At 67.7% G+C, this 26,250-nt stretch carries 28 protein-coding genes; 19 read left to right on the top strand and 9 right to left on the bottom strand.

Features of this window, described 5'->3' with window-relative positions; all coding sequences use genetic code 11:
- Positions 1-156 precede the first annotated feature (156 nt).
- The 4 genes from ASG12_RS03665 (at position 157) to ASG12_RS03685 (ending at position 3,816) form a co-directional block, all read left to right on the top strand.
- Positions 157-1,020, top strand: a complete 864-nt coding sequence (locus tag ASG12_RS03665; protein WP_055785301.1) for a hypothetical protein — start codon at positions 157-159, stop codon at positions 1,018-1,020.
- A gap of 213 nt (positions 1,021-1,233) precedes the next feature.
- Complete coding sequence (locus tag ASG12_RS03675) at positions 1,234-1,812, top strand: TetR/AcrR family transcriptional regulator (RefSeq protein WP_055785307.1); 579 nt, start codon at positions 1,234-1,236, stop codon at positions 1,810-1,812.
- Between the two features lie 2 nt (positions 1,813-1,814).
- Positions 1,815-2,987: an NADH:flavin oxidoreductase gene (locus tag ASG12_RS03680; RefSeq protein WP_055785310.1), complete on the top strand. Its 1,173-nt coding sequence runs from the start codon at positions 1,815-1,817 to the stop codon at positions 2,985-2,987.
- 7 nt (positions 2,988-2,994) lie between these two features.
- Positions 2,995-3,816 carry an SDR family NAD(P)-dependent oxidoreductase gene (locus ASG12_RS03685; RefSeq protein WP_055785312.1) on the top strand — a complete coding sequence of 274 codons (822 nt, stop codon included), beginning with the start codon at positions 2,995-2,997 and terminating at the stop codon, positions 3,814-3,816.
- Here ASG12_RS03685 and ASG12_RS03690 read toward each other — a convergent pair.
- On the bottom strand, positions 3,804-4,655 hold the full coding sequence (locus ASG12_RS03690) for a 3-hydroxybutyryl-CoA dehydrogenase (protein ID WP_045824635.1): 852 nt from the start codon (positions 4,653-4,655) through the stop codon (positions 3,804-3,806). The two genes, ASG12_RS03685 and ASG12_RS03690, sit on opposite strands and share 13 nt — an antisense overlap.
- Positions 4,656-4,869: 214 nt before the next feature.
- On the opposite strand from ASG12_RS03690, the gene arr reads away from it, so the two are divergent.
- On the top strand, positions 4,870-5,295 hold the full coding sequence (gene arr, locus ASG12_RS03695) for an NAD(+)--rifampin ADP-ribosyltransferase (protein WP_055785315.1): 426 nt from the start codon (positions 4,870-4,872) through the stop codon (positions 5,293-5,295).
- A 33-nt stretch (positions 5,296-5,328) separates the two neighbouring features.
- Here arr and ASG12_RS03700 read toward each other — a convergent pair whose 3' ends face one another.
- A complete protein-coding gene (locus ASG12_RS03700) occupies positions 5,329-5,535 on the bottom strand; it encodes a three-helix bundle dimerization domain-containing protein (protein ID WP_045824633.1) in 207 nt (68 codons plus the stop codon).
- A 117-nt stretch (positions 5,536-5,652) separates the two neighbouring features.
- Here ASG12_RS03700 and ASG12_RS03705 point away from each other — a divergent pair, with 117 nt between their 5' ends.
- The 5 genes from ASG12_RS03705 to ASG12_RS03725 all read left to right on the top strand — a co-directional run bounded on the left by ASG12_RS03705 (position 5,653) and on the right by ASG12_RS03725 (position 9,571).
- The gene (locus tag ASG12_RS03705; RefSeq protein WP_200932722.1) at positions 5,653-6,435 is read left to right on the top strand and encodes a cytochrome b/b6 domain-containing protein; all 783 of its coding nucleotides are present in this window, start codon (positions 5,653-5,655) and stop codon (positions 6,433-6,435) included.
- Entirely contained in the window at positions 6,432-7,163 is a 732-nt protein-coding gene (locus ASG12_RS03710) for a molybdopterin-dependent oxidoreductase (protein ID WP_055785319.1), read from the top strand. Before ASG12_RS03705 ends, ASG12_RS03710 begins: the two co-directional genes overlap by 4 nt.
- Positions 7,160-7,624 carry a hypothetical protein gene (locus ASG12_RS03715; RefSeq protein WP_055785322.1) on the top strand — a complete coding sequence of 155 codons (465 nt, stop codon included), beginning with the start codon at positions 7,160-7,162 and terminating at the stop codon, positions 7,622-7,624. Before ASG12_RS03710 ends, ASG12_RS03715 begins: the two co-directional genes overlap by 4 nt.
- A gap of 420 nt (positions 7,625-8,044) precedes the next feature.
- Positions 8,045-8,746 (top strand): hypothetical protein, encoded by a 702-nt coding sequence (locus tag ASG12_RS03720; RefSeq protein WP_235455971.1) that lies wholly within the window; start codon positions 8,045-8,047, stop codon positions 8,744-8,746.
- 108 nt (positions 8,747-8,854) lie between these two features.
- Positions 8,855-9,571, top strand: a complete 717-nt coding sequence (locus tag ASG12_RS03725) for a GNAT family N-acetyltransferase (protein ID WP_235455981.1) — start codon at positions 8,855-8,857, stop codon at positions 9,569-9,571.
- Here the strand turns inward: ASG12_RS03725 and ASG12_RS03730 are convergent.
- Complete coding sequence (locus ASG12_RS03730) at positions 9,529-10,278, bottom strand: helix-turn-helix domain-containing protein (protein WP_055785325.1); 750 nt, start codon at positions 10,276-10,278, stop codon at positions 9,529-9,531. The genes ASG12_RS03725 and ASG12_RS03730 overlap by 43 nt on opposite strands.
- A 66-nt stretch (positions 10,279-10,344) precedes the next feature.
- Between ASG12_RS03730 and ASG12_RS03735 the strand changes: the two genes are divergently transcribed.
- On the top strand, positions 10,345-11,808 hold the full coding sequence (locus tag ASG12_RS03735) for a CoA transferase (protein WP_055787577.1): 1,464 nt from the start codon (positions 10,345-10,347) through the stop codon (positions 11,806-11,808).
- On the opposite strand, the gene ASG12_RS21515 is transcribed toward ASG12_RS03735, so the two are convergent.
- Positions 11,809-11,952, bottom strand: coding sequence for a hypothetical protein (locus ASG12_RS21515; RefSeq protein WP_156377906.1), 144 nt, complete (start codon positions 11,950-11,952; stop codon positions 11,809-11,811).
- 218 nt (positions 11,953-12,170) lie between these two features.
- Here ASG12_RS21515 and ASG12_RS03740 point away from each other — a divergent pair, with 218 nt between their 5' ends.
- Complete coding sequence (locus tag ASG12_RS03740) at positions 12,171-12,749, top strand: LGFP repeat-containing protein (protein ID WP_055785328.1); 579 nt, start codon at positions 12,171-12,173, stop codon at positions 12,747-12,749.
- A 72-nt stretch (positions 12,750-12,821) separates the two neighbouring features.
- On the opposite strand, the gene ASG12_RS03745 is transcribed toward ASG12_RS03740, so the two are convergent.
- Positions 12,822-15,146 carry a transketolase-like TK C-terminal-containing protein gene (locus ASG12_RS03745; protein WP_055785332.1) on the bottom strand — a complete coding sequence of 775 codons (2,325 nt, stop codon included), beginning with the start codon at positions 15,144-15,146 and terminating at the stop codon, positions 12,822-12,824.
- Between the two features lie 131 nt (positions 15,147-15,277).
- Between ASG12_RS03745 and ASG12_RS03750 the strand changes: the two genes are divergently transcribed.
- Complete coding sequence (locus ASG12_RS03750; protein ID WP_055785335.1) at positions 15,278-15,763, top strand: Lrp/AsnC family transcriptional regulator; 486 nt, start codon at positions 15,278-15,280, stop codon at positions 15,761-15,763.
- Positions 15,764-15,875: 112 nt separating this feature from the next.
- The gene (locus ASG12_RS03755) at positions 15,876-17,345 is read left to right on the top strand and encodes an MFS transporter (protein WP_055785337.1); all 1,470 of its coding nucleotides are present in this window, start codon (positions 15,876-15,878) and stop codon (positions 17,343-17,345) included.
- Positions 17,346-17,357: 12 nt separating this feature from the next.
- On the opposite strand, the gene ASG12_RS03760 is transcribed toward ASG12_RS03755, so the two are convergent.
- Positions 17,358-18,287, bottom strand: coding sequence for a LysR family transcriptional regulator (locus tag ASG12_RS03760; protein ID WP_055785340.1), 930 nt, complete (start codon positions 18,285-18,287; stop codon positions 17,358-17,360).
- Between the two features lie 148 nt (positions 18,288-18,435).
- On the opposite strand from ASG12_RS03760, the gene ASG12_RS03765 reads away from it, so the two are divergent.
- Together ASG12_RS03765 and ASG12_RS03770 are read left to right on the top strand one after the other, a co-directional pair.
- A complete protein-coding gene (locus tag ASG12_RS03765; protein WP_055785342.1) occupies positions 18,436-19,809 on the top strand; it encodes an SLC13 family permease in 1,374 nt (457 codons plus the stop codon).
- Positions 19,810-19,933: 124 nt separating this feature from the next.
- Positions 19,934-21,046: a PrpF domain-containing protein gene (locus ASG12_RS03770; protein WP_200932723.1), complete on the top strand. Its 1,113-nt coding sequence runs from the start codon at positions 19,934-19,936 to the stop codon at positions 21,044-21,046.
- A 37-nt stretch (positions 21,047-21,083) separates the two neighbouring features.
- Here ASG12_RS03770 and ASG12_RS03775 read toward each other — a convergent pair whose 3' ends face one another.
- Positions 21,084-21,917 (bottom strand): LysR family transcriptional regulator, encoded by an 834-nt coding sequence (locus tag ASG12_RS03775; protein ID WP_055787583.1) that lies wholly within the window; start codon positions 21,915-21,917, stop codon positions 21,084-21,086.
- 78 nt (positions 21,918-21,995) lie between these two features.
- Here ASG12_RS03775 and ASG12_RS03780 point away from each other — a divergent pair, with 78 nt between their 5' ends.
- Entirely contained in the window at positions 21,996-22,940 is a 945-nt protein-coding gene (locus ASG12_RS03780) for a DMT family transporter (RefSeq protein WP_055785345.1), read from the top strand.
- Positions 22,941-22,984: 44 nt separating this feature from the next.
- Positions 22,985-23,458, top strand: a complete 474-nt coding sequence (locus tag ASG12_RS03785; RefSeq protein WP_055785348.1) for an SRPBCC family protein — start codon at positions 22,985-22,987, stop codon at positions 23,456-23,458.
- 20 nt (positions 23,459-23,478) lie between these two features.
- Here the strand turns inward: ASG12_RS03785 and ASG12_RS03790 are convergent, their stop codons facing one another.
- Positions 23,479-24,030 (bottom strand): pyridoxamine 5'-phosphate oxidase family protein, encoded by a 552-nt coding sequence (locus ASG12_RS03790; RefSeq protein WP_055785351.1) that lies wholly within the window; start codon positions 24,028-24,030, stop codon positions 23,479-23,481.
- 55 nt (positions 24,031-24,085) lie between these two features.
- Positions 24,086-24,916: an alpha/beta fold hydrolase gene (locus ASG12_RS03795; RefSeq protein ID WP_055785354.1), complete on the bottom strand. Its 831-nt coding sequence runs from the start codon at positions 24,914-24,916 to the stop codon at positions 24,086-24,088.
- A gap of 189 nt (positions 24,917-25,105) precedes the next feature.
- Here ASG12_RS03795 and ASG12_RS03800 point away from each other — a divergent pair, with 189 nt between their 5' ends.
- Entirely contained in the window at positions 25,106-26,248 is a 1,143-nt protein-coding gene (locus ASG12_RS03800; protein WP_055785357.1) for a GGDEF domain-containing protein, read from the top strand.
- Positions 26,249-26,250: the final 2 nt, after the last annotated feature.

The raw sequence follows: 26,250 nt of genomic DNA on the forward strand, positions 1-26,250 counted from the left end.
AGTTAACGCCGTCGATCGGGCATTTATCTCCGTCGATCGGGCAGGTAACGCCGTCGATCGTGCAGGTAGATGCGTCCACCGTGCAGCAATTCTCATCGATCGGGCAGTTCGCGATCCGAGTGAACCGTTTGGTGTGTTCGGAACGTCCAAGCCCACATGACCATCGACAAACCGTTCCTCATCACATCCTCCGACCTGTCGCCGACGGTCGTTGCGCGCGACTTCCAGCGGATCCATCGCGGTGTCTACACCGACCCCGGGGCCGACCTCGCCCCGATCGATGCCATCCGCGCCGCGTGGCTGCGGGCAGGGCCGGGTGCTGTCGTGGGCGGTGTGAGCGCCGCGAGGATGTACGGCGTGTCCTTCTACAGGGATGCGAACCGTCTCGAACTCCTCCGCTGCCCCACCGGACAGGGACGAGAACTCGACAACATCCGCGTGGTCCGTACCGATCTCGACCCGTGTGACGTCCTCACGCTCGACGGGATGCCGGTCACCTCGCCGATCCGCACGGCCTACGACCTGGGCCGCCGCACGCCCGCCTGGTCGGCGTTGGGCTACCTCGACGCACTCACTCATGCCACCGACATCGACCTGGGTCGGCTGTGGCGGTTCATCGTCGACCATCCTCGGACGCGGGGGATCCGCCAGATCCGAGGCCTCGTCCCCTGGATCGACCCCAAGGCGGAGTCCTTCGGCGAGAGCTGGATGCGCCTTCTCGTGCTGGCCGCGGACCTGCCTCGACCGGAGACCCAGGTCGTGATCCGCGACGCGTCCGGGCGGAAGATTGCGCGGTTCGATCACGCGTATCGCGCCGAGAAGATCGCCTTCGAGTTCGACGGGTTCGACTATCACTACTCCGACGAACAACGGGAATCCGATGCGGCACGCGACCGCGCAACCGCGGACCTGGGATGGCACACGGAGCGCCGCAACAGCGTGCAACTCGGCGACGATCCCATCGGGTTCGTCACCCGGATCGAGCGACTACGCGATGAGAGGGCACCGCGGCGTCGGTGATCTGCCCGATCGATGGCGATAACTGCACGTTCGACGCGGATAAGTGCCCGTTCGACGGAGACAAGTGCCCGATGGACGGGGATAAGTGCCCGATGGACGGAGATAAGTGCCCGATGGACGGAGATAAGTGCCCGTTCGACGGAGACAAGTGCCCGATCGATGGGGCGTCAATCAGTGATTGAACTACTGATTGGAACGTGTTCTACTCAGGGTGTGGAACAGATCGAGGTCGACACCCGGGAACGACTGTTGGTGGCCGCCGAGTCGCTCCTGCTGCGGTCGGGGTACGACGCGGTGTCGGTGCGCGCGGTGTGCACCGAGGCCGGGATGAACGCCGCCGCGGTGCACTATCACTTCGGATCGAAGGAACGACTCGTCGCCGCGCTGCTCGAGGCGCGGCTCGGACCGGCGTGGTTGGAGCCGGTGTCGCGGATGGACGCCGAATCGCTCGGGGTGCGCGAGATCGTGGACGGCGTCGTCGCGCCGTTGGTCACCATGGCCGACGACCCCGCGGGTCGGTTGTACCTCCATCTCCTGGCCCGCGTCGTGCTCGGCCGCCGCGAGATGGCCTGGACCGGACGGTGGTTCACCCTCGAACCCTTCGTGGAGATGCTGCGTCACAACGTCTCCGGGCTGTCGGTGTCCGAGGCGAGGCAACGGTGGGCCCTGGCGTTCGAGCTGATCCTGGGGCAGTTCGGCGATCCGCTCGCCGGCGACCGTGTGCTGTCGGCGCGACAGGTCGAGTCCCTGTGCCGTTTCGTGGCCGCAGGTCTGTCCGAGGAGGGCGAGTGACGATGAGTGACATCTTCGAACCGGCGAGGCTGGGGCCGATCACGCTGCGCAACAGGGTCATCAAGTCGGCGACCTTCGAGGGACGCACACCGGATGCACTGGTCACCGACGACCTCATCGAGTACCACCGTGCCCCCGCCGCCGGTGGGGTGGGGATGACCACGGTCGCCTACTGCGCCGTCGCGCCGGGCGGTCGCACCGATCGACACCAGATCTGGATGCGCCCCGACGCCGTACCCGGGTTGCGACGACTCGCCGACGCAGTCCACGCCGAAGGTGCCGCGGTCAGCGCCCAGATCGGCCACGCAGGCCCCGTCGCGAACGCGGCGTCGAACCGGTCTCCGGCGCTGGCCCCCACACGGCTGTTCAGCCCCCTGAGCATGAAGATGATGCACCGCCCCGACGCCGCGGCACTCCGCGAGGTGGTGCAGGCGCACGCCGACGCCGCCGGCCACGCCGAGCAGGCGGGCTTCGACGCCGTCGAGATCCATTTCGGCCACAACTATCTCGTGAGCGCGTTCTTCAGTCCGCTCCTCAATCGACGTCGCGACGAGTACGGCGGCTCGCTGCGCAACCGGGCCCGCCTCGCCCGCGACATCGCGTCGGCGGTGCGTGACCGGGTCGGCGACCGCCTCGCGGTCACCGCCAAACTCAACATGGACGACGGTGTCGCGCCGGGCCTGCACATCGAGGAAAGCCTGCAGATCGGTCGCTGGCTGCAGGACGACGGCGCCCTCGACGCACTCGAATTGACCGCGGGTAGTTCGCTTCTCAACCCGATGTACCTGTTCCGCGGCGACGCCCCGCGGCGCAGCTTCGCCCGGGCGTTCCCGCCACCGCTGGGGTGGGGGATGCGGTTGGCCGGCCCGTTCCTCCGGGCCTACCCCTATCAGGAGGCGTTCCTGCTCGACATGGCGCGGCAGTTCCGGCACGAACTCACCATGCCCCTGATTTTGCTCGGCGGCATCACGTCGCGGGAGACGATGGATCTCGCACGCAGCGAGGGTTTCGAGTTCGTCGCGATGGCACGGGCTCTGCTCCGCCAACCGGATCTCATCAACCGGATCCAGGCGAACGACCGGCCGCGGTCACTCTGCACGCACTGCAACGAGTGCATGCCGACCATCTACAGTCGGACCCACTGCGTGTTGACCCGCGACCGGGTCGCCGGATGAGTGCTCGGTGACCCCGACGGTTCTCATCACCGGAGCCGGCGGCGGACTGGGAGGCGCCGCGGCCACATTGTTCGCGCATCGGGGGTGGCGCGTGCTCGCCGCCGATCTGCGACCACCGCCCCCGGCGGAGCGCATCGTACCGATCGAGATCGACGTCACCCGAACCGATTCCGTCGAGACCGCACTACAGATCGCCCGGCACGAAGCGGCCGACGGCCTCGATGCCGTGGTCACCTTTGCGGGTGTGATGCGCGTCGGATCCGTCGCCGAGATCGACGAGGGTGAACTGACCGGGCTGCTCGAGGTGAACCTGCTCGGCACCTACCGTGTGGTGAAAGCGGCTCTGCCGCAGGTGATCGACGCGGGTGGACGTGTCATCACCATCAGTTCCGAAACCGGCTGGCAGAGCGCATTGATGCTCAACGGGCCGTATGCGATCACCAAGCACGCCGTGGAGGCGTACTCCGACGCACTCAGGCGCGAGCTCATGTTCCTCGGCATCCCGGTGAGCACGATCCGCCCCGGACCGTTCCGCACCGACATGGTCGACGGCATCGGCCGAGCCTTCGACCATGCCCGCGACACCTCGACGCACTTCGGTGAGCTCATCGACCGGGTCGGCCACCTCGCGGCACGCGAGCAGGAACGCGCGCACGACCCCCGCTTGCTGGCCGAGGTGGTGTGGCGCGCGGCCACCGCGAAGCGCCCACGCGCGCACTATTCCGTCCGCGCCGATCTCCGACGCAGCGTCCTGCACCACCTGCCGGCACCAGTCGTCGACCGAATCCTGTTGCAGATCTTCCGATCTGCTCGCGTTCAGCGAGAGTAGTCGTAGAAACCCCGGCCCGACTTCTTGCCGAGGAACCCGGCGTCGACCATGCGGCGCAACAACGGCGGCGCGGCCAGGTGGGGTTCGGCGAACTCCGCGTACAGCGACTCGGAGACGTCGAGGATCACGTCGAGACCCACGGTGTCGCAGAGGGTCAACGGACCCATCGGATGCGCGCACCCGTTCACCATGCCGGTGTCGATGTCCTCCTTCGTGGCGTATCCGCTCTCGCACATGCGGATTGCCGACAGGAGGTAGGGCACCAGCAGTGCGTTGACCACGAATCCACCGCGGTCGCCGGCAGCGATGGTGCGCTTGCCGAGATGGTCTCGCGCATAGGTGGTGACGGTCTCGACGGCGTGCTCGGAGCTCACGAGGCTGGAGATGATCTCCACCAGGGGCATCACGGGGACGGGGTTGAAGAAGTGCACTCCGACCACGCGGCTCGGGTCGGCGACGTCCTTGGCGACCCGGATGATCGGGATGGACGAGGTGTTGGTGGCCAGGATCGCCTCGGGTGACGTCGCCTTGTCCAGATCGGCGAAGAATCCGATCTTCAGCGATTCGATCTCGGGAAGCGCCTCGATGACCAGTTCGCGATCGCCGAGATCGGTGATCGAGGTGGTCGTGCGCAACCGGCCGAGAGCGGCGCCGGAGTCGTCGTCGCTCAGCTTGCCCGACTTGACCGCGCGGGCCAGCGACTTCTCGATACGAGCCGTCGCGGCGTCGGCGGCGGCCTGATCGCGCTCCAGGACGATGACCTCGTCACCTGCGCGTACGGCGACCTCGGCGATACCGGCGCCCATCGTTCCGCCGCCGACCACTCCCAGCAATGTCATGGCTGTCCTTCGTCCTCATCGAATCGTGCAACGCCCGGCGCGAACGCCGGCAACTGATGATGACAACCTATCGGGCGCCGCATCACCGCGACGCACACGACCGTTGCTTTCAGGATAGGTGCGGGAGGGGGTCTTGCGGCAAGACCCCGGTGGCGGTGCACCATCGTCGTGCTCGCGTCCGGACCCGGCGCGGCGGGACGAGGGGAGTGCGCGCATGGCGCAGGTACCGACACCGTTCGAGGTGCACGAATCCGGTGGATGGCTGCACGGGACCAAGGCCGATCTGGCGGTGGGGGACCGGCTGGTGCCGGGCCACCGCTCGAACTTCCGCGAGCGGCCGCTCCGGCACGTCTACATGACGAGAACGCTCGACGCCGCGGTGTGGGGAGCGGAGATGGCTGTCGGCGACGGACCGGGCCGCATCTATCTCGTGGAGCCGACCGGCGCGGTCGAGGACGACCCGAACGTGACCGACAAGAAGTTCCCGGGCAACCCGACCCAGTCGTTCCGCACCCTCGAACCCGTCACCGTCGTCGGCGAGCTCACCGACTGGGTCGGCCACCCACCCGAACGTATCCAGGCCATGCGCGACGGCCTCGCCACCCTGCAGCGCGAGAACCGCGCGGTGATCATCGACTGACGCCGGCCGCTCGAGGACAGAGTGTTCGTCAGTTCAGTCGACGGATTCACGGTCGAGGTCCCGCAGTGCACGGCGCTCCACGAGCAGGGGAACGAAGTCCCGGATCCGGTTCTGTTCGAGTTCTCGATATGCCTTGTCGACAACATCGGCCACACGCTCGCGAGGTAGTTCTCGGCTCGCGGCGATGCGGTCGATGACCATGTCGATCTGTTGGCGTTCTTCTGCACCGTCAGTCGTCATGTCGACAACGGTACGCGGAGCGTGTCGAGCGATCGGTGGACAGAGAGGCGGGCCGTGACCGAGCGCCAATCACGTCGGTGCACCAAGCCGATCGGGTCGCAGATACGAACCCCCTGGGTGAGCGACACCGACGACACCGACAGCACTGCTGTCGATGAGCGCGCTCTCGACGACCGTGCCGCCACGCCGAGGCCCACCCGCCATGCGGGCCGCCAATTGGCCGCCGCCACCGCGCTGGTGCGTCGCATCACCGGCGTGACGACGTCGCAGGTGCCGGTCCCGCGCAGAGGCGCTGTGCGCGAGCGCATTCGAGAGATGTTCGCGGTGTTGTACGCGATCGGCTTCACCTCCGGCGATCCAGCCGACGACGACACCTCGTTGCGGAGTCCGCGGATCACGGCCCGTGTGGGCGCGTTGCTCGGCCTGTGCGTGGCCATATGTCTGGCCACGGGGATGATCAGCCATTGGATCCAGCATCCGCCGAGCTGGTTCTGGTTTCCTTCCGATCCACCGTGGTTGTACCGGTTCAGCCAGGGACTCCACGTCATCACCGGGACCGCGGCCATCCCGCTGCTGCTCGTCAAGCTCCAGTTGGTGTACCCACGCCTGTTCGCGCGGCCGGTCATCGGGTCGCCGCTGCGCGCGGTGGAGCGGCTGTCGATCGCGGTGCTGGTGAGCTCGATGATCTTCCAGTTGTTCACCGGACTGATGAACACCGCGCAGTTCTATCCGTGGAAATTCTTTTTCACCACAACCCATTACGCGATGTCGTTCGTCGTCGTCGCTGCACTCATGGTCCACATCGCCGTCAAGCTCCCGATCATCCAGGCGGCATTTCGCTCGCCCCTGGAAGCGACCGACGCCATCGACAACGAGCCGCTCGATCGGACTGCGCGATGACGACACCGCCGCCGATCGATCCCGAACGCGATGCCGTCGTCGACGACCACGGAACCGACGATCCGCCCGCGGTCCCCAGGGACCCGCCGCCGTCGGGCTATGCGCGATTCGTCGATCCGTCGACACGCGGAGCCCCCGGAGCCGTGACCCGACGGGCGATCCTGCGTGGCGCCGTCGCCGCAGCCGGACTCGCTGTTCTCGCGTTCGCCGGCCAGACGGTGCCGTTCCTCAAATGGATCTCGTTCCTCGCGCCCCGGTCCGGTGACGGACCCCAGGGCGTTCCGATCAACCGCACCGCGGCGGCAGCGGGAGTCACCATGGCCGCACAATCGCGCGAATACACCTTCACCGTGACCTCGGGAGGACGGACAAAGGTTCTGACCCTCGACCAGTTGCGCGAGATGCCCCAGCACGACAGTGATCTCCCGATCGCGTGCGTCGAGGGCTGGAGCGCTCAGGCGACGTGGCGAGGGGTTCGCGTGCGTGATCTCGTGGAACTCGTGGGAGGTGATCCCGATCGTGATGTGCGGTTCGTGTCCCTCGAGCGAGGCCTCTACGCCGTGAGTGTTCTGCCGGCGAACTTCGCACGGAACCCGTCGTCGCTGGTCGCGCTCGAATTGCACGGTGAGACCTTGACCGTCGATCACGGGTATCCGTGTCGACTCATCACACCCAACCGGCCCGGGGTTCTGCAGACGAAGTGGCTGGCACGAATGGAGGTGCTGTGACCACACGGTTGATCAGGGCCCTGCTGATCGTCGGGGCGGTACCGGTCGCCTGGTACGGGTTGTCGTTGATCTGGGAGATGTCCCCTGCCGACATCATGTCGATCGTCGTGTGGCTGATCGGTGGCCTCATCGTGCACGACGCGGTGTTCGCGCCCCTCTGTATCGCCACCGGTCACGCAGCGAAAAAGATTTTGCCGCAACGATGGTGGGCACCTGTGCTGGCCGGAGGGTCCGCGACCGTCCTGCTCGTCCTGCTGGCACTGCCGGTCATCCTGCCGCGCCCCGCGGGAAAGGCTGCACCGGGAGGAAACGAGAGCCTCACCATCCTGGATCGGCCCTACGGTCTCGGCCTGACCCTTGCCGTGCTGGTCATCTGGGCCCTCGTCGTCGTGATGGTGGTGCGCAACCGGTATGACCGGTCACACCCACACGACGACGTCGCTGCTGTCCACGGCGCCTGACCGCACCGCGCCGGACTGACCGCAAGGGTGTCCGGGCGGACCACGACAACACCGCGTCTGCCCGGGCACCCATGTGATCAGTCCGACCGATCCGGCGACTGCCACTCATATTGTGTTGGAACGCAACAAATTTCTGATCGCCGTCCGATCGGCACGTCACCGATTGTCATGAGGTCGTTCGTTGCCGGAACCGGGATGGATGGGTCGTGGTCCGCATGTGCGGAAATAAGTCGTGCACATTGCCGTGCCTGCGGAAAAAATCAAACTTCTTGCCATCGGGACCAAGCCGATCCACCGAGGGTGCCGAATGCCCTGTGTACACACTCTGATGGCCCAGCGGCCATCGCCCACGCAGTGTGTTGCCAGAGTCGTCACGAAATACGTTGCGATCGAACGCTTCTATGAACGGAAATCCCACCCATGATGCTCAAGTCCCGCAAGATCGTGGTCGCTGCTGCGATCGCCGCCATCGCCATTCTCCCCGCCGCTGCCTGCTCCAGTGACGACTCGTCGGATTCGGCGTCGTCGTCGACCGCGGCCACCTCCTCGGCGGCCCCCTCGGCGGCCGAGTCGAGCGCTCCGGCCCCCGTCGCGACCATCCCGACCCTCACCGGCCGCGACACGGCCGTCGCTCTGGACACCGGGTTCACCGATGCGCTCACCGCACTCAAGCTGACCCCGGGTGTCGTCGGTGGCGCGAAGCTGGAGAACGGCTCGCTGGTGTTCCCGATCACCGGTGGAAACGTCACGTACTACACCCCCGGATCGATCCAGCCCTACGTCCAGGGCAAGATCGAGCACGCCGGCGCCGGCTTCTCCCTCACCGCAGGGCAGACCGTTGTCGACATCACGAACCTGACCATCGACCCGGGCACCTCGAAGCTCATGGCCGACGTCGCCGTGAACGGTCAGGTCGCCGCCACCCAGGCAATCGTCTTCGATCTCGACGGCAGCACGCTGAAGCCGCTGCAGAGCAACCCCGACGGCACCGCCGTTCTCGAGGGCACCCGCGTCCTGATCTCGGACACCGCGGCCGGCCTGCTCAACAAGACCTTCAACACCGACGCCGTCAAGGCCGGTCTGCTGGTCGGAATCGCGAAGATCACCGTCAACACCAAGTGATCTCGCTTCTCTGAGCGATCGAGTTCCCGCAGCGGCGGTCGTCGGCTTCATGCCGGCGACCGCCGCTGTGCTTGTCCGGGGCGCGCGTCATCAGCAAGACTGGTCTTCGTGCACACGCCCGACCTCGAGGCTCTGGATCGCCCGGTCATGGGGTCGCTGCGCGGTCACCACGCCCACCTCGCCCGATCAGTGGGCAGTGCAGTGGGTTTCGCGCCCGGGGTGTGCAGCTTCGTCGCCGTCGATGCCTCTGATCCCCGGCGGTGGGACGACCTGGCCGCACTGCTCGGGCCGGGCGGTTTCGCCGACATGTTCAGTGCTCCCGACCGCCCACCTGCGGACTGGGAGCAGGTGTTCGGGCTCGACGGTCTGCAGATGGTGCACGACGGGTCGTCGCCACCGGATTCCCCGACCGAGTCGGTCGTGACCCTCGGCCCCGACGACCTGCCCGACATCCTCGATCTCGTGGAACGCACCAGGCCTGGACCCTTCGGACCCCGGACCCCCGAACTCGGCGTCTACCTGGGGATCCGTGATCAGGGAAGGCTCGTGGCGATGGTGGGTCACCGTCTGCGCCCGCCCGGATGGACCGAGATCAGCGCGGTGTGTACCGCACCCGAAGCCCGAGGCCGCGGACTGGCCGCACACCTGCTCGCCGCGCAGATCCGACTCATCACCGACACCGGCGACCGTCCGTTCCTCCATGTGGCGCAGACCAACTCGGCCGCCATCTCGGTCTACGAACGTCTCGGCTTCCGAACCCGATCAGCCGTCTCGTTCCGCGGCTACCGCGTCCCCGGCGCCTCGGAGGTGTCCGAGCCGCGCTGATCGATCTCTGCCCGGAGTGTCTGCGCGGCACGTTCGAGAACCGGAACCCGTCCGCCCCGCGGCTCACGCCGTGCGCTGACCATGAGCGCGATGTCGGGTTGCGTGGTGGGTAGTGCGACCGCCGCGATGTCGGGGTCGGCCAGTCCGTCGCTGCGGGCGATCCGATGGCGCCGGATCAGCGGCAGCTCCGTGGTGAACGCCCGTGCGGCGACGGGATCGGCCACCTCGAGTTCGCCGAGGATGCGACGTCGTACCGGCTCGTCGCACAGTGCGAGCAGCAACCGACCCGCCGCGGTGCGCAGCGTCGGGCGCGGGCGGTGATCGTCGGCCACCACCTGCAGTCGCGTCGGCGCCCGCGGGCCGGCGTGATCGAGATAGAACACCTCGCGCCCCACCAGGGCGGCGAGCGTGACCGGTGCCTGTGCGAGTCGACTCAGCCGGACGAGGTCGTCGTGGTCGACACCCGCCGTCGACGGCGCGCCTGCGACGACGGTGAGGACGTGCATCCGCAGGCCCGTGCGGTAGCGCGAGTCGACGACCCGCAGATAACCGAGCACACACAGCTCCCGGACCAGATCCTGGGTGGAGCTCACCGGTGCGCCGATGGCGCGGGCGAGGTCGGTCAACGTCGGTGCCGTCTCGGACCGGGCCACGTGGTCGAGAAGGCGATCAGCGCGGGCCAGCGAGCGGTGTCCGGTCGAGGTCACGGTCCACAGCCTACGGATATCCGTAAGTCCGGGAGCCGCGCGTGTCGGCCGACGACCGTGGACGTCATGAACACCGACACCGCGAGCACGGAGTCCTCCACCGCAGACACCGCCTCCCGCCGACCGCTAGGCGCGCCGTCGACAGCAGCGATCATCGACAGCCTCACCGCATTGCTCGGGCCCGACGGCGAGCAGATCCGTTCGCACGCAACGGTGATCGGCGGCGATCCGTTGACACCGTCGCCACACCGCCTCGCCGATGCGACCTCCGCTGCGATCGCCGCGTTCGGGATCCAGGTCGCCGCGGTCGCCGAATCCGCCGGCGCAGATCCGCAGACGATCACCGTGCGCGCCGCCGATGCGATCGACCAACTGCGCGCCTCCTACCTGACCACCGTGTCCGGGGTGCCCGCCCCGCACCTGATCGAAGACCCTCGCGCATTGGGCAACAACGACTTCTATCGCTGCCGCGACGACCGGTGGATCTTCCTCATCACCACCTACGCCGGCCTGCGCGATGCCGTGTGCAAAGTGCTCAACTGCCCGCCCTTCCCGGATCGGATCGCCGAGGCCGCTGCCCACTGGGACGCCGTGGCACTGGAGACCGCAGTGTGTGCGGCGGGCGGCGTGGCGGCGATCGTGCGCACCGCGGAGCAGTGGCGTGCCCACGAGGTGGGTATCGACCTGCTCGCGCGCGACATCGTCGAGATCGACCGCATCGGCGACGGTCCGCAGACCGATCTGCCGGCGGCCGCCTCCTGGCCACCCCTGGGCGGTGTACGGGTCACCGACCTCACCCACGTGATCGCCGGACCGGTGTCGACGCGGCTGCTGGCCACCTTCGGCGCCGACGTCCTGCACGTGTCGCGGCCCGACAACTCCGACCCGAACGCGATGGTGGTCATGACGGGTGGCGGCAAGCGCAACGCCTTCGCCGATCTGCGCGACGATCACCAGCGGGCCGCGTTCAGCGAGGTGTGCGCCGGCTCCGACGTCATCGTGAACTCCTACCGCGGTATCACCGAGCGAGGATTCGGGGCGCACGACCTCGCAGCCCTGCGCCCCGGTGTCGTGGTGTGCGAATACCACTGCTGGGGCGCCGACGGTCCGTGGGCCGAGCGCGGCGGCTTCGATCAACTGGCCTGCTCGGCAACCGGATTCGCGGGGTCGGAGGCCGTGAACGGCCGACCATCGTTGCCGCCCACCTATCTCCTCAACGACTACCTGGCGGCGTACCTCGGTGCCGCCGGGATGGTGGCCGCGCTGCGCCGTCGTGCCGCGGTGGGCGGATCCTGGCGCGTACGCATCAACCTCGCCCGCGTGTGCATGTGGGTACAGGATCTCGGCCTCTTCGCACGCGATGTCGTCGACGACATCCCGCGGCCCTCAGCCCCCACCATCGGATTGCAGACCGTCGGCAGTCCGTTCGGCATCATCACCGAGCCCGGTCTGCCGTTGTCGTTCGACGGCGTCCCGACCCCGGTGCCAGGGGCACCCAGTCCGCTGGGCAGTTCGCCTCTGCGCTGGTGATCAGCCCCGCTTGCTGTTCTTCCCGCCCTTGCCGGTCACCCACGACAAGATCTCGCCCAACGCACCATCGGTGGATGATTTCCTGCGCGCGGTCGAGTCCTTCCCCGCAACCCACGACAGCAGGCCTCCCACGGCGGAATCCACTGCTGAACCCTTCGGCTCGTTGCCTTTCGAACTGCGTCCCATGTTGGCCTCTCATCTGTGATGTGAATCGGTTTCAGGCTAGGTAGGCGCTCGAGGGACGAGAATTGCGATCTGTCATCGATAGCCCATGACACTCGTCATATTTGGCATTACTCCGATCGGACCACATGTTCGGCCAACACCCCGATCATTTAGCGTCCGTATGTAAGGATCCGACAATGCAGATCACGAAGCGCGTAACAGCCCTGACCGTGGCGGCGATGGCGGCCGTGCTGGTGGGCTCGGCGCAGACCGCCGCGATCGCCGGCGCCGACGAACAGATCGGCGAATACAACGTCGGCGGACGCATCCTCGAGGCGTTCAAGGCCACCGGTGGCGTCGAGAAGTGGGGCGAACCCACGATGGACGAGGCCTTCGCCGACAAGGGTGGACGATTCCAACGTTTCGGCAAGGACACGTCGTTCTACTGGAAAGCCAACGTCAGCAACGGGATCGCGCACCCGATCAGCGACCCCATCCGCGCGAAGTGGGGCAGCCTCGGCTTCGAGCGCGGCGCACTGAAGTTCCCGACCTCCAACGAGATCGACGCCGCGGGCAAGGGGCGCAAGCAGTTGTTCCAGGGCGGCAACCTCTACACCAGCGAGAAGTCGGGCCAGCACCCCGTGTGGGGCGGCATCCTCGGCAAGTACGCCGCGGCCGGCGGCCCCGGCAAATTCGGGATGCCGACCAGTGACGAGTACCGGATCGGCCGTAATTACGCGCAGAACTTCGAGGGCGGACGCCTCGTCTGGCCGTGACCTGTTCGGGCATCACGTGCCCAACTGCGGTCGTTACGTGCCCAACTGCGGTCGTTACGTGCCCAACTGCGGTCAGGCGGTGACGTCGAGGGCGGCGCGCACGATGCTGTCGGTGTCGATCCCGTGCAGTCGATAGACGTCGTCGAGTGACCCGACCTGCCCGAAACTGCTGACACCCAACGACACCGACGCGACCCGGTTCACGCCGGCGAGGAACGCCAGGGTGTGGGGATGCCCGTCGAGGACGGTCACCATCGGGGTGGCGCGGTCGGCGGGGAGCACCTGATCGAGGATCCACGTCGGCGCTGATCCCTGACCGCGACGCGCCTGCAGTGCCTCGAACAGCAGTCCCGCGCTCGTCACCACGAGGACGTCGGCCGCCACGCCCGCCTGCTCGAGTCGGTCGGCGGCGGCGAGCGCCTCGGGGACCACCGCGCCCATCGCCACCAGGGTGACCACCGGATTCGCCTGGCGCACCAGAGGGTAACCCCCGGCGACGACCTGACGGCGTCGTCGTTCCCGCGCCGCGGGATCATCGGGGACATTCGCCAGCGATTGGTCGACCGGACGGGTCGACAACCGTAGGTACGCCGACGTGCCGTCCGGCCGACCGAGGCGCCCCATGCTGGCCAGCAACGTCCACTCGACGTCGATGCCGAACGCCGGCTCGTACGCGATGCACCCCGGCTGTTCGAGCCCGATCGACGGTGTCGTGATCGACTGGTGTGCGCCACCCTCGGCGGCGAGGCTGACCCCCGAGGGCGTCCCGACGAGGATCGACTGCCCGCCGGCGTAGATGCCGTACGACCAGGGCTCGAGGGCGCGTTCGACGAACGGGTCGTACATGACGCCGATCGGGAACAGCGGCTCACCCCACCGACTCCACGTCGCGCCCAGCTCGCCGATGAGGCCGACCAGGTTCGTCTCGGCGATGCCCAGCTCCATGTGCTGTCCCGTCGGCTTCTCCCGCCAGTGCATGAGCGTCTCGGGATCGTCGTCGAACCAGTTGTGGCGCTCGGCCGCCGACCACACACCGACCTTGTTCACCCAGCCGGCGAGGTTGGTGGTGGAGCTGACGTCGGGGCTCACGGTGACGACCCGCCGGGCGATGTCGGGAGCGCTGCGATTGAGGTCGAGCAGCACCCGACCCAGGCCCGCCTGGGTGCTCGAGGTGCCCTTCGGTGTCCGCCCGCTGTCGATGGGCACCTCGAGGCGGGGTGCCGCAGGGACCGGATCGCGTCGAAGACGCTCGGCGGTCGTCGCGCACAGCTGTGCCGGGGCGCTCTCGTCGGGGAACCGTTCCCACGGCTGGCCGGGGTCACGCCCGAGTTCGGCGGCGAACGAGGCGAACTCGTCGACGGTGAGCAGCGATGAATGATTCTGTGGGTGGCCCTCGGTGGGCAACCCACAGCCCTTGATCGTGTAGGCGATGATCGCCGTGGGGCGGGTGTCGTCGATCTCTCGATACGCCCGGATCAACGCCGACATGTCGTGACCGCCCAGGTTGCGGATCGCCGCGGCCAGGGTGGAGTCGTCCAGATCGGCGATGAGCGCGGCGATCGCGAATGCGCCGTCTCCGTCGCCGGGGAGTCGGTTGCGCACCTCGTCGGGTGAACAGCGCAGCAGCCGTTGATATTCGGCGTTCGGCATACCGAGGATCCGCTCGCGCAACTGGATACCGCCATCACGCGTGAACAGCGACTCCAGGAGCGCGCCGAAGGTGACCGTGATGACCTGCCAGCCGGCGGCGGCGAACATCGCCTCCAGCCGACCGGCGGCGATCATGGGCACCACGCGGTCGAGCGACTGGCGGTTGAGGTCGATGATCCACACCACCTCACCGAGTTCGGCGACACCGGGATCGAGGATCGCCTCCCACACGGCCCCCTCGTCGAGCTCGGCGTCACCGACGAGGGAGTACTGACGGCCGCTGCTCGTCTGGCCGGTGGAGGTCTGGACGTAGCGCCGCGCCATCGCACCCCAGATCGGTGCGGTGGCACCGATTCCCACCGACCCCGTCGAGTAGTCGACGGTGTCGGGATCCTTCGACCGGCTCGGGTACGACTGCAGGCCACCGAACTCGCGCAGGGTGGTCAGGTACTTCTCCTCGAGGTCTCCGAGGAGGTAGTTGAGGCTGTGCAGGACAGGCGACGCGTGCGGCTTCACCGAGACCCGGTCACCGGGCTGGAGCTGGTCAAACCACAGCGCCGTCATGATCGAGACCATCGACGCGCACGACGCCTGATGGCCGCCGACCTTCAGGCCCGACGGGTTGGGCCGCACCCGGTTGGCGTGATGGATGATCGCCGTCGAGAGCCACAACACCCGCTCACCGATCTCGTCGAGGAGCTCGGGCGAGGCCTCGTGGATCGGGTCGGTGTGGCTGGGCGATGACATGGCGTTCTCCTCGGCACTGGCGATCTGTACTCCAAACGGTGCTCTCGCTTGGCCGATTGCGCAACCACCCCGGCGTGGACTGCGCATAATGCACGTATCGACGCCCCATCGCCCCGACAGAGGTGAGCACAATGACCCATCCGCGCAGTGTCGACTCCACCGACGCGCGATTGTTGATGGCGCTCAACGCCGAGCCGCGGGCGACCACGCTCGCGCTCGCCGAACGCGCGCGCCTGTCCCGCAACACCGTGCAGTCACGACTGTCGAGGTTGGAGAAGGGGCATGTGCTGCGGCCGTTCGAGCGGCGCGTCGACCCGGCCGCACTCGGGTACCCGGTGCGGGCGTTCATCATGACCAACCTCCGCCAGCGCGAGCTCGACGCCGTCGGTGCCGCGCTCGCGCAGATCCCCGAGGTCGTCGAGGTACACGGGCTCAGCGGGGTGGCGGACCTGCTCATCCAGGTCGTCGCACGTCACGTCGAGGACCTGTACCGGATCGCGGGGGAGATCCTCGCGATCGACGGGGTGGAGCGCACCACGACAGGACTGGTGATGCGGGAGATGGTCGACTTCCGCGTCTCGCCGCTGCTGGAGGAGTTGGCCGGCGACACGACGTAGTGGCGGCCCCGGGAGGAGTGCGACAGGGACGCGACAGCACGCGACAGTCCCACGACAGCGGCGGTTCCTAACGTCTGGTCTCGACACCGACCTCACACGTCAGGAGCCCCGCATGACCACTTCCCCTGCCCCGACCGCCGCACCGCCCATCTCGTCGGCGCGCACCTACACCTCGCTCGCCGCGGCCTGGATCCCCCTCGCCGCGCTGTGCCTCGCGTTCTTCGTCGAGATGGTCGACAACACGCTGTTGTCGATCGCGCTGCCGACGATCGGACGCGACCTGGGCAGCAGCACCACCGCCCTGCAGTGGATCACCGGCGCCTACTCGCTGACCTTCGGCGGGCTGCTGCTGACCGCCGGATCGATCGCCGACCGGTTCGGCCGGCGCCGAGTTCTGATGATCGGCCTCGCGGCCTTCGGCACCCTGAGCCTGCTGGTGGTCGCGGTCACCAGCACCGGCGAACTCGTGGCGTTGCGTGCCGCGCTCGGCGTCGCGGCCGCCGCGATGGCACCCATCACCAACTCGCTGGTGTTCCGGTTGTTCGACGACAAGGCGCTGCGCATGCGCGCCATGACCGTGATGATCGTCGTCGGCTTGGCCGGCTTCGTTCTCGGACCGGTGCTGGGTGGCACCGCGCTCGCGCACGTCCGGTGGGAATGGCTGCTGCTCGTCAACGCCCCCATCGCGCTGATCGCGGGTATCGGCGTGTGGCGCGGGGTGGCCCCCGATCGTCGTGACGGCCTCACCCACGACCGCCTCGACCTCCCGGGCGCGGTCCTGAGCATCGCCACCATCGGGCTGGCGTGCTGGTCGCTGACCAGCGGGGTCCAGCACGGCTGGTCGTCGCTGCCCACCCTCGCCGCCATCACCGGTGCCGTCGCCGCGGGCGCGGCGTTCATCGTCCACGAACGTCGCACCGCCGCACCGATGCTCGACCTCGGTCTGTTCGCGAACGGCACCGTCCGAGGCGCGGCGATCGCACAGCTCGGTACCGCGATCGCGATGGCCGCGGTCATGTTCGGCCTGATCCTGCACTTCCAGTACGCCTATGGGTGGAGCCCGGTGCGCGCCGGCCTGGCGAACCTGCCGATCATCATCACCATGGTCGCGGCGACGCCGCTGTCGGAGTGGCTCGCAACGCGTTTCGGGCACCGGATGGCGTGCCTCATCGGCGCTGCGTGTCTCGGTGGGTCACTCGCCGGGCTGGCGTGGGGCGTCGACCACGGTTACGTCGCGATCGCGGCCTGCATGGTCCTCATGACCATCGGCCTGCGGACGGTCATGACGATCTGCGCGGTCGCCCTGGTCGACGCCATGCCGGCCAACCGCACATCCATCGGCACCGCCCTCAACGACACCGCGCAGGAGGTGGGCACCAGCGTCGGTACCGCCGTGGTGGGCACCCTCATCGCCGTCCTGGTGACGACGCGACTCCCCGCGGGCACGTGGAGCAGCGACCTGGTCGCCTCGTTCTTCCACGGCGAGCGCATCACCTACGGCATCCTCGCCGTCGTCGTCGGGCTCGTCGCGGCGATCGGAGCGCTCACGCTCACCGACTCGCGCGCGGTCGAGGACCAGTAGCGTCACCGCCGCCTACGCGATCGCCGCCGTCGCGATCCGGTCAGCGGCCCCACGCAGGGCTCGGGAGACCGCATACATCGCCGGTGTGTACTGCCGACGGGCCAGCGAAGCAACGTAGATGACACGGGTGGGCACATTGTCGGCCGGGGCGAACCGGGCCGTCCGCACGTCGGACCGATGGTGCACGACGGCCAGGCGCGGGACCATGGCGATGCCGACGCCCGCGGCCACCATGGCCTCGATCTCCTGGTAGTCGTGAGCCTCGTACACCACCTCGGGTTCGAAACCTGCTGCACGACAACTTCGATAGAGAACCTCGGCCGCAGGATGGTCGTCGTTGCGGATGATCCACCGCCCGCTGGAGAGGTCCGATACCCGGACCTCTCCGCCGGCGCGCTCATCGTCGATCGGTATGAGCAGAAGTGTCTCGTCCTCCATCAGGGGCTCGAGAGACAGCGAGCGCTCAGCCTCGTCGGTCCAGGAGTAGCTCCACAGCAGCGCCAGATCGACTTCACTCGAGTTCAGCATCTCGAGCAACCGCGGACGTACCGCCGATTGCACGCGCACGTCGACCCCCGGCCATCGGGCGTGGTACTCCTTCAAGGCGTCTGACAACAGCGACGCACTGACCGTCGGAAACGAACCCAGCCGCACCGTCCCTCTTTCCAGCCCGCGGATGGCCTCGAGATCGCCGCTGGCGGCGCGCATCTCCCGTCGAAACAGTCGGGCACGGCTGGTGAGGATCTCGCCGGCCTCGGTGAGCTGGACGCCGCGAGGGAGCCGGGTCAACACCGGCTGCTTGATCGCATGCTCGAGCTTGGAAATCCGTTGCGATGCAGCCGACGGCGTCATGCTCGCACGCTCGGCGCCGGCGGTGAGCGATCCCGCTTCGGCGATGTCGAGCAGCAGGAACAGGGTCACGACGTCGAACGATTGCTGCACGCACCTCTCCGTTCAGTTGAGCTAAAGGAAATCGTAGTAGAACGATATTGTCCTGAATAAGGCTGGTCAATAATGTGATGCGCACAACGTTGTAGCGGTGATTGTGATCCGCGCCCCAACCGCCGTCCTGCGACACGAAAGACAGATCATGACCGCCACGGAAATACTCCCGCTGCTCGCCCTTGTGGTGATGTTCGTCATCGCCACCCGCTTTCCGATCAACATCGGGATCCTGGGTTTCATCGGCGCGTTCGCCGTCGGTTACTTCGCCCTCGGCTTCGACGACAAAGAGATCCTCGGCGAGTTCCCCACCTCGATTGTCCTGACCATCGTGGGTGTCACCTACTTCTTCGGAATGGCCAAGCGCAACGGCACCATCGACCTGATGGTCAACTCCTGCATCCGGGCCGTGCACGGGAGAGTGACCGTGGTTCCGTGGGTGTTCTTCTTCTCCGCGTCGGTCCTCACCGCGCTGGGCACCTTCAGTCCGGCAGCGGTCGCGCTGATCGCGCCCGCCGCCATGGCGTTCGCCGCGCGCACCAAGATGAGCCCGCTGGTGATGGGCATCATGACCATCAACGGCGCTCACGCCGGCGCGTTCTCTCCCATCTCGGTCTCGGGTGTGTTGGTCCGCGAGATCGTCGAGAAGAACGGGCTCTCGATTGCGCCCTGGACACTGTTCTTCGCCAGCTACGGCATCAACCTGCTGCTGTCCGTGCTCACGGTGGTGGCGTGGGCGGCCCTCGCAAAGACCCGCGGGTTCGAGTTCTCGGCGACCGGTGGCGGTCAGAAGTCCGTGATCGACGGTCCGGTCGGAACACCGACCGACTCCGGACCGACCGGCGGTGTCGGTGGTGGCGGTACGTCCACCGGGCTCCTCACCCGCCCCGCACCGACACCTCTCGTCGATGTCGCGGTCCCGGTGACACTGGTTCAGAAGCTCACGTTGCTGCTCATCGGGACACTGCTGGTCCTCGTCCTCGTCCTGCACCTGCCGATCAGCTTCGTCGCCATCGCCGCCGGCGCGATCCTCGCGTTCACAGATCTCAAGGGACAGAACCAGGCCATCGCCGACATCAGCTGGTCGACAGTTCTACTCGTGGCGGGAATGGTGACCTACATATCGATCCTGCAAGAGGCCGGCACCATCGATGACCTCGCCGGTATGGCCGTCACCATCGGCGCACCTCTGATCGTGGCCATCGTGCTCTGCTACGTCATCGGCGTGACGTCGGCGTTCGCGTCCTCCACCGCTCTGCTCGCCGCGATCATCCCGCTGGCGATGCCCCTGCTGGAGATGGGCACCCTGCCGGTCGTCGGAGTGGTCGCCGCGCTGGCCATCTCGGCAACCGTGGTCGACGTGTCGCCGTTCTCGACGAACGGGGCACTGGTCCTGGCCAGCGCCCAAGGCATCGACCGCCCTCGCTTCTATCGGCAGATGATGGTCAACGCGGGCATCGTGGTCGCCATCGCGCCGGCCATCTGCTGGTTGGTGCTGGTCATGCTGCCCACATCGCTGTGACTTAAGAACTGCTACAGCACATCGTCGAACTCCAACATTGTGCTTGACCCCCTTGGATCGCACGCTGGACTCAACGGACTTCAACCGAAAGGCCACCACAGTGTTCACACTTCGTGGGACATGGATGCGAGGCGGTACCAGTAAGTGCTGGCTCTTCAACGCCGTCGACATCGACCCGTACATCGACCACGCCGGCGGCCTCGACGCCATCCTCACGGCGGCCTTCGGTTCTGGTGATCCGCGTCAGCTCGATGGCGTGGGCGGGGGCACCTCGACGACGTCGAAGGCAGCCATCGTGCGCCGCTCTGCTCGACCCGACATCGACGTGGAGTACCTGTTCGCGCAGGTGGCGATCGACAACCGGTCGGTCGAGTGGGGTAGCAACTGCGGGAACTGTGCGACGGCGATCGGACTCTTCGCCCTGCAGACCGGTCTGGTGCCCATCGACCCTGCCGTCACCACCGTTCGCATGCGCAACGAGAACACCGGAGCGGTTCTCACCGCCGAAATCCTCACCCCCGGTGGGCGTGTACCCGCCGAGGGGGATGCCGCGGTGCCGGGGACGACCGCGCTGGGGGTGCCGGTCGCCCTCACCTTCGGTGGTCTCGCAGCCGACCGCACCTCTGTGCTGCCCACCGGGAACGCGACCGACGTGGTCTCGCTCGGCTCACGTGCGTTCCACGCGACGATGGTGACCGCCGGGGCGCCTGCAGCGCTGTTCGACGTCGCCGACTTCACCTCGAACGCGCGCGGCGACACCGCGATCGACGCCGACCGCCTGGACACCCTCGTCGCGTTGCGGCGGGAGGCCGCTCTGCGGATGGGACTGTGCCACCCGGGCGATCCGATCACCCACGCGATCCCCAAGGTCGGGATCGTGGGGTCGCCGGTCGACTATCGCACCACCAGTGGTCGCGCGGTCACCGCCGACGAGTACGACATCGCAGTGCGCATGGTGTCGATGATGGCGCCGCACCCGGCGATCGGCCTGACATCGGCGGTCGCCGTGGCAGCGGCCGCCTCCATCGTGGGCGGGGTGGTGGCCCGGCGGTCCGCGGTGGGCAGTCCAGGGTCGCTCAGGATCGGGACTGCCGCGGGCGTCATCGGCATCGACACCTCGTCAACCGATGACGGGATCCTGGAGTCGGTCACCCTTCATCGCGCCGTCCGGCGGATTGCGACCGCCGACCTTTTCGTGGCTGTACCCGCGCCGGTTCTGCTGAGCGTCGCGTCCTGACCGTTCGCGACACCATCCGGCACCCGCGAGGAGGTGATCAGGCCGCGTCGACTCGTCCGGACAGGGCATGACGCAGGAGGCCCACGATCTCCTTACGGATGGACGTGTCGACGCGGGCACTGGTGGCGACGAAGAGGCTGATGTCGGGGATCGGCGGTAGTCCGCGGACGACCCGCAGCCCGTCGTGTGCCGGCCCGATGCGCGGCAGGGGGGTCATCCCGACAGCGGCGCGCGCCGCGCCGACAACCGATGTGAGGTCGACACATTCGGCCGCCACCTGGTGCGGACGCCGTCCCAGGGAGGCCAGCGCCTCGTGGCGCACCGCGCAGGGGTTGGCGAACAGCACGAGGTCCTCGCTGGGGCGGGCGTCGTGGGCGAACCACTGCAGCGGGACCGGCGCCACGCGAACGCTTCCTCTCGCGGGGCGGGTCAACATCAGGGCGACGTCGGCGCGATCGTCGTCGACGAGGTCGCGGACGTGGGCGCTGCGCGTGAGGCGCAGCCGCACCGGCCGCTCCGGATGCCGGGCGTGGACGAGCGCCATCACGGTGGGGACGAGGAACTCGGCGGCGTGTTCGGTGGCGGCGACCAGGATCCCGTTGTCGTCGTGCGGGGTCAGCGTCCGCACGGCGTCGTCGTGGTGGGCGATGATGTCGCGGGCTCGGACCGCGAGTTCGTCGCCGTCGCTGGTGAGTGCGATCCCGCGCCCGTCGGGGATGACCAGGCGACATCCGAGTTCGCGCTCGAGCTTCCGGATATGTCCGGTCACCGCAGCCGGCGACAGGTGCAACGCGTCGGCGGCGCGACGCACGCCGGAGAACGCGACCACCGCGGCGAAACTCCGCAGCGGCGTGATGTCGAGGGTGGCCATGACCGACAGTATGCGCCGATCGTTCACGATCTGCGAACGGTCTTGAAGCCACCCGGCTGACCGGCGCACCGTGGACGCATGCCCAACCGCCCGCTCTCACCTCGTCTGGCCGCCCCCACCGTGCTGCTCTACGCGGCCGGTTACCCGATCGGCGCCGCCACCGTCGCCGTGATGTCCCCGTTCCTCGTGATCGCGCTCCGGTTCACCCTGTCGGCGGCGCTGCTGTGGGTCATCGTCGCGATCCGGCGACCGGCGCGACCGACGCGACGCCAGATGGGACACGCCATGGTGGCGGGCCTCATGACCCAGGGCGTCCAGTTCATCGGGCTGTACTGGGCACTCGATCACGGTGTCCCGGCGGGGCTCGCGGCCCTCGTGATCGCCCTGAACCCGGTGGTGACGGCCGGGCTGATGATCGTCTTTCTCGGACAACGCGAGTCGCGGCGCGGCGCGCTCGCACTCGGTCTCGCGGCGGCGGCGGTCGTGCTGGCCTGCGCCCCGAAGATCGTCGCCGACCACGGGATCGGGCTCGGGATCGTCGCGGTGATCGTGGCCATGGTCGGTCTGTCGGCCGGCGGGATCTACCAGGGACGGTTCTGTGCCGACATGGACGTGTGGATGGTGAGCGCCCTGGGCCTCACGGCGTCGACGCCCGCCGCCGCGGTATTCGCCGTCACCTCCCCCGAACACACGACCGACCTGCCGAGGGCGCTGATCCTGTTGGCCGTCATGATCGTGTTCAGTTCGGTGGGTGCCACCACGCTCTACTCCGCGTGCATCAAGGCCTCGGGTGCGCGGTCGGCGTCGATCGTGTTCGCGGTGATCCCCGCCGCCGCCTCGGTCATGGCCTGGATCGCGTTGGGGGAGAGCCTCTCCCCGCTCACGATGGGCGGTCTCGTGCTCGGCGCGGCGGCCTGCGTGCTGCAGGCGCGCAGCACGCCCGCCGACACGACACCGCCGTCTGAGGACGATGCCGTCACCGCGCCACCCGAAACCGCCGTCGACGAACCGTGCCTGCGCTGAGGATCTCTGACGGAGATGGTGGCGGGGCCGCTACGGTACTGCCCATGGCACCCAGCGCATACACCGTCACCCGGTCGATCGACGTCGCCGCTCCCGCCGATGTGGTCTACGCGCTCATCGCCGATTTCCACCACTGGACCACGTGGTCACCGTGGGAGCAGACCGATCCGAACGTCGAACGGTCCTACTCGGGACCCGATTCCGGCGTCGGGGCGAGCTACGCGTGGAAGGGCAACCGCAAAGCCGGTGCCGGGAGCATGGCCATCACCGACGTCGAACCCCGCCGTCGCATCACCATCGCGCTCGAATTCCTCAAGCCGTTCAAGTCGACCAGCACGGTCGTGTTCACGATCGCCGAGCAGATCAACGGCACCACCGGTGTCGAGTGGACGATGACCGGCGACCGCTCCGGCATCGCGAAGCTGATGACGAAGGTCGTGCCCATGGACAAGCTCATCGGCGGCGACTTCGCCCGCGGCCTCGAACAGCTGAAGGCACGCGCCGAATCCGCAGTGTGACACCGCCGCACGACGCGTGATCAGACGCCGGGCGCGAGTCCGGGGAGACCGTCGATACTGCGCGCGTTCTTCTCTGCCCGATAGCGGACCATCCCGTCGGGGCCCTTCTTCTCCGCGTGTCGACGGATAAGGTCCCGCTCGTCATCCATCGTCATGACGGGCACGCCCCAGCCGCACGAATCGCTGATCCGCGTCACATCGACGGTGATGACCGCTCGGGTACTCGGGTTCTCCGGGTGTCGGGCGACCACCTCGTCGAACATCGGTTCACCGGGTGACGACACCGACCCGCGACCGTGGAGCCGAACGATGCGGGGTCGACCGTCGAAGGACGTGAACATGATGCAGGCGCGCCCGTTCTCCCTGAGGTGCGCGATGGTCTCGACGCCACTGCCGGTGTAGTCGACCCACCCGACACGGTGCGGACCGAGGACGGAGAACGAATCATGGCCACGGGGGGAGACGTTGACGTGACCGTCGGCCTCGAGCGGCGCGGTCGCGATGAACCACATCGGTTGCTTCTCGATCCACGCGCGCAGGGTGTCGTCGATGGAATCGAACACTTTTCCCATGCGGCGAGGGTAGCTGTCACGTCTGCGTCGGAGTCCGGGCGGCGTGAGCGGCGCCTCAACTGACGGAGACGAATTCCCGGAGGACTGCGGCGAACTGATCGGGTTGATCCTCAGGGATGAGGGTCCATGAATCGTCCACCTGCACGAGGCGTGCATCGGAGAACAGCTCCACCAGTCGGGACGCGTGTTCGATCGGCATCATCCGGTCCTCGGTGGCCCAGACGACGAGCACCGGACGGTCGAATGCTGCCAGTCGCGACGTCCACTCCAACAGCGTCTTTCGCCGTGGTGTCCCGGTCGCGAACTTCGTGAGGTCGCGGCGGATCGCAGCACTGCGCGTGGCCGGCGCAAACCAGTCGTCGAGGACGTCGTCGGGGATCCCGCGCTTGCTCAGGCCGCCCCACGCGCGTTGATCGTGGCGGACGAACGACGTGCCGAGCAGACGCAGGAACAGTCGGGTGCCACCGGGGAACCGACACAGCGCCACCGCGGGCCGCGCGGGTTTCGGCGGAAAGTTGTCGAACGCCTCGCACGACGCGAGAACGAGGCGGCCGACTCGTTCGGCGCGACCGTCCGACAGCATGAACTGGCCCCCGCCCCAGTCATTGAGCACGAGGGTGACGTCGGTGAGGTCGAGCGCGTCGAGGAAGTCGGCCAGGATGCGCGCGACACCCAACTGCGAGAGATCGGCATTCGAGTTCATGGGACGTCGATGGCCGCCCAGCGGAAGAGTGGGTGCCACGCAGCGGTGATCGGCGAGCAGCGGGATGACGTGACGCCACTGCGACTCGTTCATGAGCAGGCCGTGCGCGAACACCACGACAGGACCGGTGCCACCGGTGTCGAGATAGTCGATCGGACCGGCGGATAGATCCACACTTCTCATCGGGCGCTCCCGTGCCGGAGGTCGTCGGTGTGCGGTGCACGTTACGCCGACGTCTCCGTATCGCCGACGACTTCCCGCACCATCCTGGGTACCGCTGCGGCGCGATTCGCGAGGTCGGGCAGGACATGTCCTAACCTCGATCACGACAGGTCGGTCGACGACCACGACGACGAGAGGCGGTGGCTCCTGGTGCCGCCTCCGCATCCCCGGGGTCCCGGAGCGGCGCTCATCCGCGACAGGTCCACGATCGAGCTCCTGCGGTGGTGGTGGGAGCAGCCGTTCGAATACGAGTGGGTGTACGCGTTCGCGGAGTCGCGTGCGTGGTTACGTGTGGACCGGATCCTGGTGGCCTCCGGGTACGCGATGCTCGCCGCCATGGGCATCGCTCTCATCGCCTCCGGTCGTCCGGGAGCAGCCGTCACCGTGTGCGCCGGGATGGCGGCGGTGACATTCGCCTTCTGCGCCTTGTGGTGGTGGTCGGACCGTCCCTGGCCCTCGGAGAGGGTGTCGCTGGCGTTCCTGGCCGTCACCGAGGTGGCGGTTCTCGCCTTGGCGGGAGCGGCCCCGTCGTCGACGGCGTCCCTCGCGCTGATGTCCCTCTTCGTGCTGCCGGGCATCTATCTGATCTTCATCCACAGCCCTGCCGTCCTCGTCGCACACTGCACGTGGGTGACCGCGGCGATCATCGGGACCGGCATCTACGCACTTGCCGTCACCGACCTCGACACAGTGACCGGCGTGGTCATCGTCGTCGCGCAACTCGCGGTGTGCAATGCCGGACTGATCGCGGGTCAGATCGCGCTGACCTTCCTGCGCAACGACGCCCGCAACTCGTTCACCGATCCGCTGACCGGTCTGCTGAACCGGCGCGGGTTCGACGAGGCGGTGTCCCACTCGATCACTCGATTCCCGGCCGGCGGCCCTGTCAGCGTCCTCATGGCCGACATCGACAAGTTCAAGACGATCAACGACGTGAACGGTCATGGCCACGGCGACGCACTGCTGATCGCTGTGGCCCAGGCACTCACCTCGGTCTGCGATGGTCACGCCGATGCCATCGCCCGTATCGGCGGCGACGAGTTCGTCGCGATCCTGCATGTCGACTCCGAGTCGGCGCGAGCTCTGGCGCATCGAGTCCGCGCATCGATGGCCGACGCAACGCGTTCGGAGCCGGTCACGATGAGCATCGGCGTCCACACGACAGAGCCTTCGACCTGGCCGCCACCCGATCACGAGATCTACGAGATGTTGGCCCGCGCCGACGCCGTTCTGTACTCGACCAAGCGCAGTGGTGGCGATGCGGTGACCGCGGTGCAGGACTCCGGTCGCTGACC

Origin of the sequence: Williamsia sp. Leaf354, from assembly GCF_001424365.1 — a bacterium.
In the GTDB taxonomy this organism is placed as follows: Bacteria; Actinomycetota; Actinomycetes; order Mycobacteriales; family Mycobacteriaceae; genus Williamsia_A.

Excerpts from the sequence above, each read along its gene's own strand:
- ASG12_RS03770 (WP_200932723.1), top strand. The coding sequence starts at position 19,934 with ATGCGAGGCGGTACCAGTAAGTGCTGGCTCTTCAACGCCGTCGACATC.
- ASG12_RS03720 (WP_235455971.1), top strand. The coding sequence starts at position 8,045 with ATGATGCTCAAGTCCCGCAAGATCGTGGTCGCTGCTGCGATCGCCGCC.
- ASG12_RS03785 (WP_055785348.1), top strand. The coding sequence starts at position 22,985 with ATGGCACCCAGCGCATACACCGTCACCCGGTCGATCGACGTCGCCGCT.
- ASG12_RS03710 (WP_055785319.1), top strand. The coding sequence starts at position 6,432 with ATGACGACACCGCCGCCGATCGATCCCGAACGCGATGCCGTCGTCGAC.
- ASG12_RS03665 (WP_055785301.1), top strand. The coding sequence starts at position 157 with ATGACCATCGACAAACCGTTCCTCATCACATCCTCCGACCTGTCGCCG.
- ASG12_RS03755 (WP_055785337.1), top strand. The coding sequence starts at position 15,876 with ATGACCACTTCCCCTGCCCCGACCGCCGCACCGCCCATCTCGTCGGCG.
- ASG12_RS03740 (WP_055785328.1), top strand. The coding sequence starts at position 12,171 with ATGCAGATCACGAAGCGCGTAACAGCCCTGACCGTGGCGGCGATGGCG.
- ASG12_RS03750 (WP_055785335.1), top strand. The coding sequence starts at position 15,278 with ATGACCCATCCGCGCAGTGTCGACTCCACCGACGCGCGATTGTTGATG.
- ASG12_RS03700 (WP_045824633.1), bottom strand. The coding sequence starts at position 5,535 with ATGACGACTGACGGTGCAGAAGAACGCCAACAGATCGACATGGTCATC.
- ASG12_RS03780 (WP_055785345.1), top strand. The coding sequence starts at position 21,996 with ATGCCCAACCGCCCGCTCTCACCTCGTCTGGCCGCCCCCACCGTGCTG.
- ASG12_RS03795 (WP_055785354.1), bottom strand. The coding sequence starts at position 24,916 with ATGAGAAGTGTGGATCTATCCGCCGGTCCGATCGACTATCTCGACACC.
- ASG12_RS03765 (WP_055785342.1), top strand. The coding sequence starts at position 18,436 with ATGACCGCCACGGAAATACTCCCGCTGCTCGCCCTTGTGGTGATGTTC.
- ASG12_RS03690 (WP_045824635.1), bottom strand. The coding sequence starts at position 4,655 with ATGACATTGCTGGGAGTGGTCGGCGGCGGAACGATGGGCGCCGGTATC.
- ASG12_RS03775 (WP_055787583.1), bottom strand. The coding sequence starts at position 21,917 with ATGGCCACCCTCGACATCACGCCGCTGCGGAGTTTCGCCGCGGTGGTC.
- arr (WP_055785315.1), top strand. The coding sequence starts at position 4,870 with ATGGCGCAGGTACCGACACCGTTCGAGGTGCACGAATCCGGTGGATGG.
- ASG12_RS03745 (WP_055785332.1), bottom strand. The coding sequence starts at position 15,146 with ATGTCATCGCCCAGCCACACCGACCCGATCCACGAGGCCTCGCCCGAG.
- ASG12_RS03790 (WP_055785351.1), bottom strand. The coding sequence starts at position 24,030 with ATGGGAAAAGTGTTCGATTCCATCGACGACACCCTGCGCGCGTGGATC.
- ASG12_RS03735 (WP_055787577.1), top strand. The coding sequence starts at position 10,345 with ATGAACACCGACACCGCGAGCACGGAGTCCTCCACCGCAGACACCGCC.
- ASG12_RS03680 (WP_055785310.1), top strand. The coding sequence starts at position 1,815 with ATGAGTGACATCTTCGAACCGGCGAGGCTGGGGCCGATCACGCTGCGC.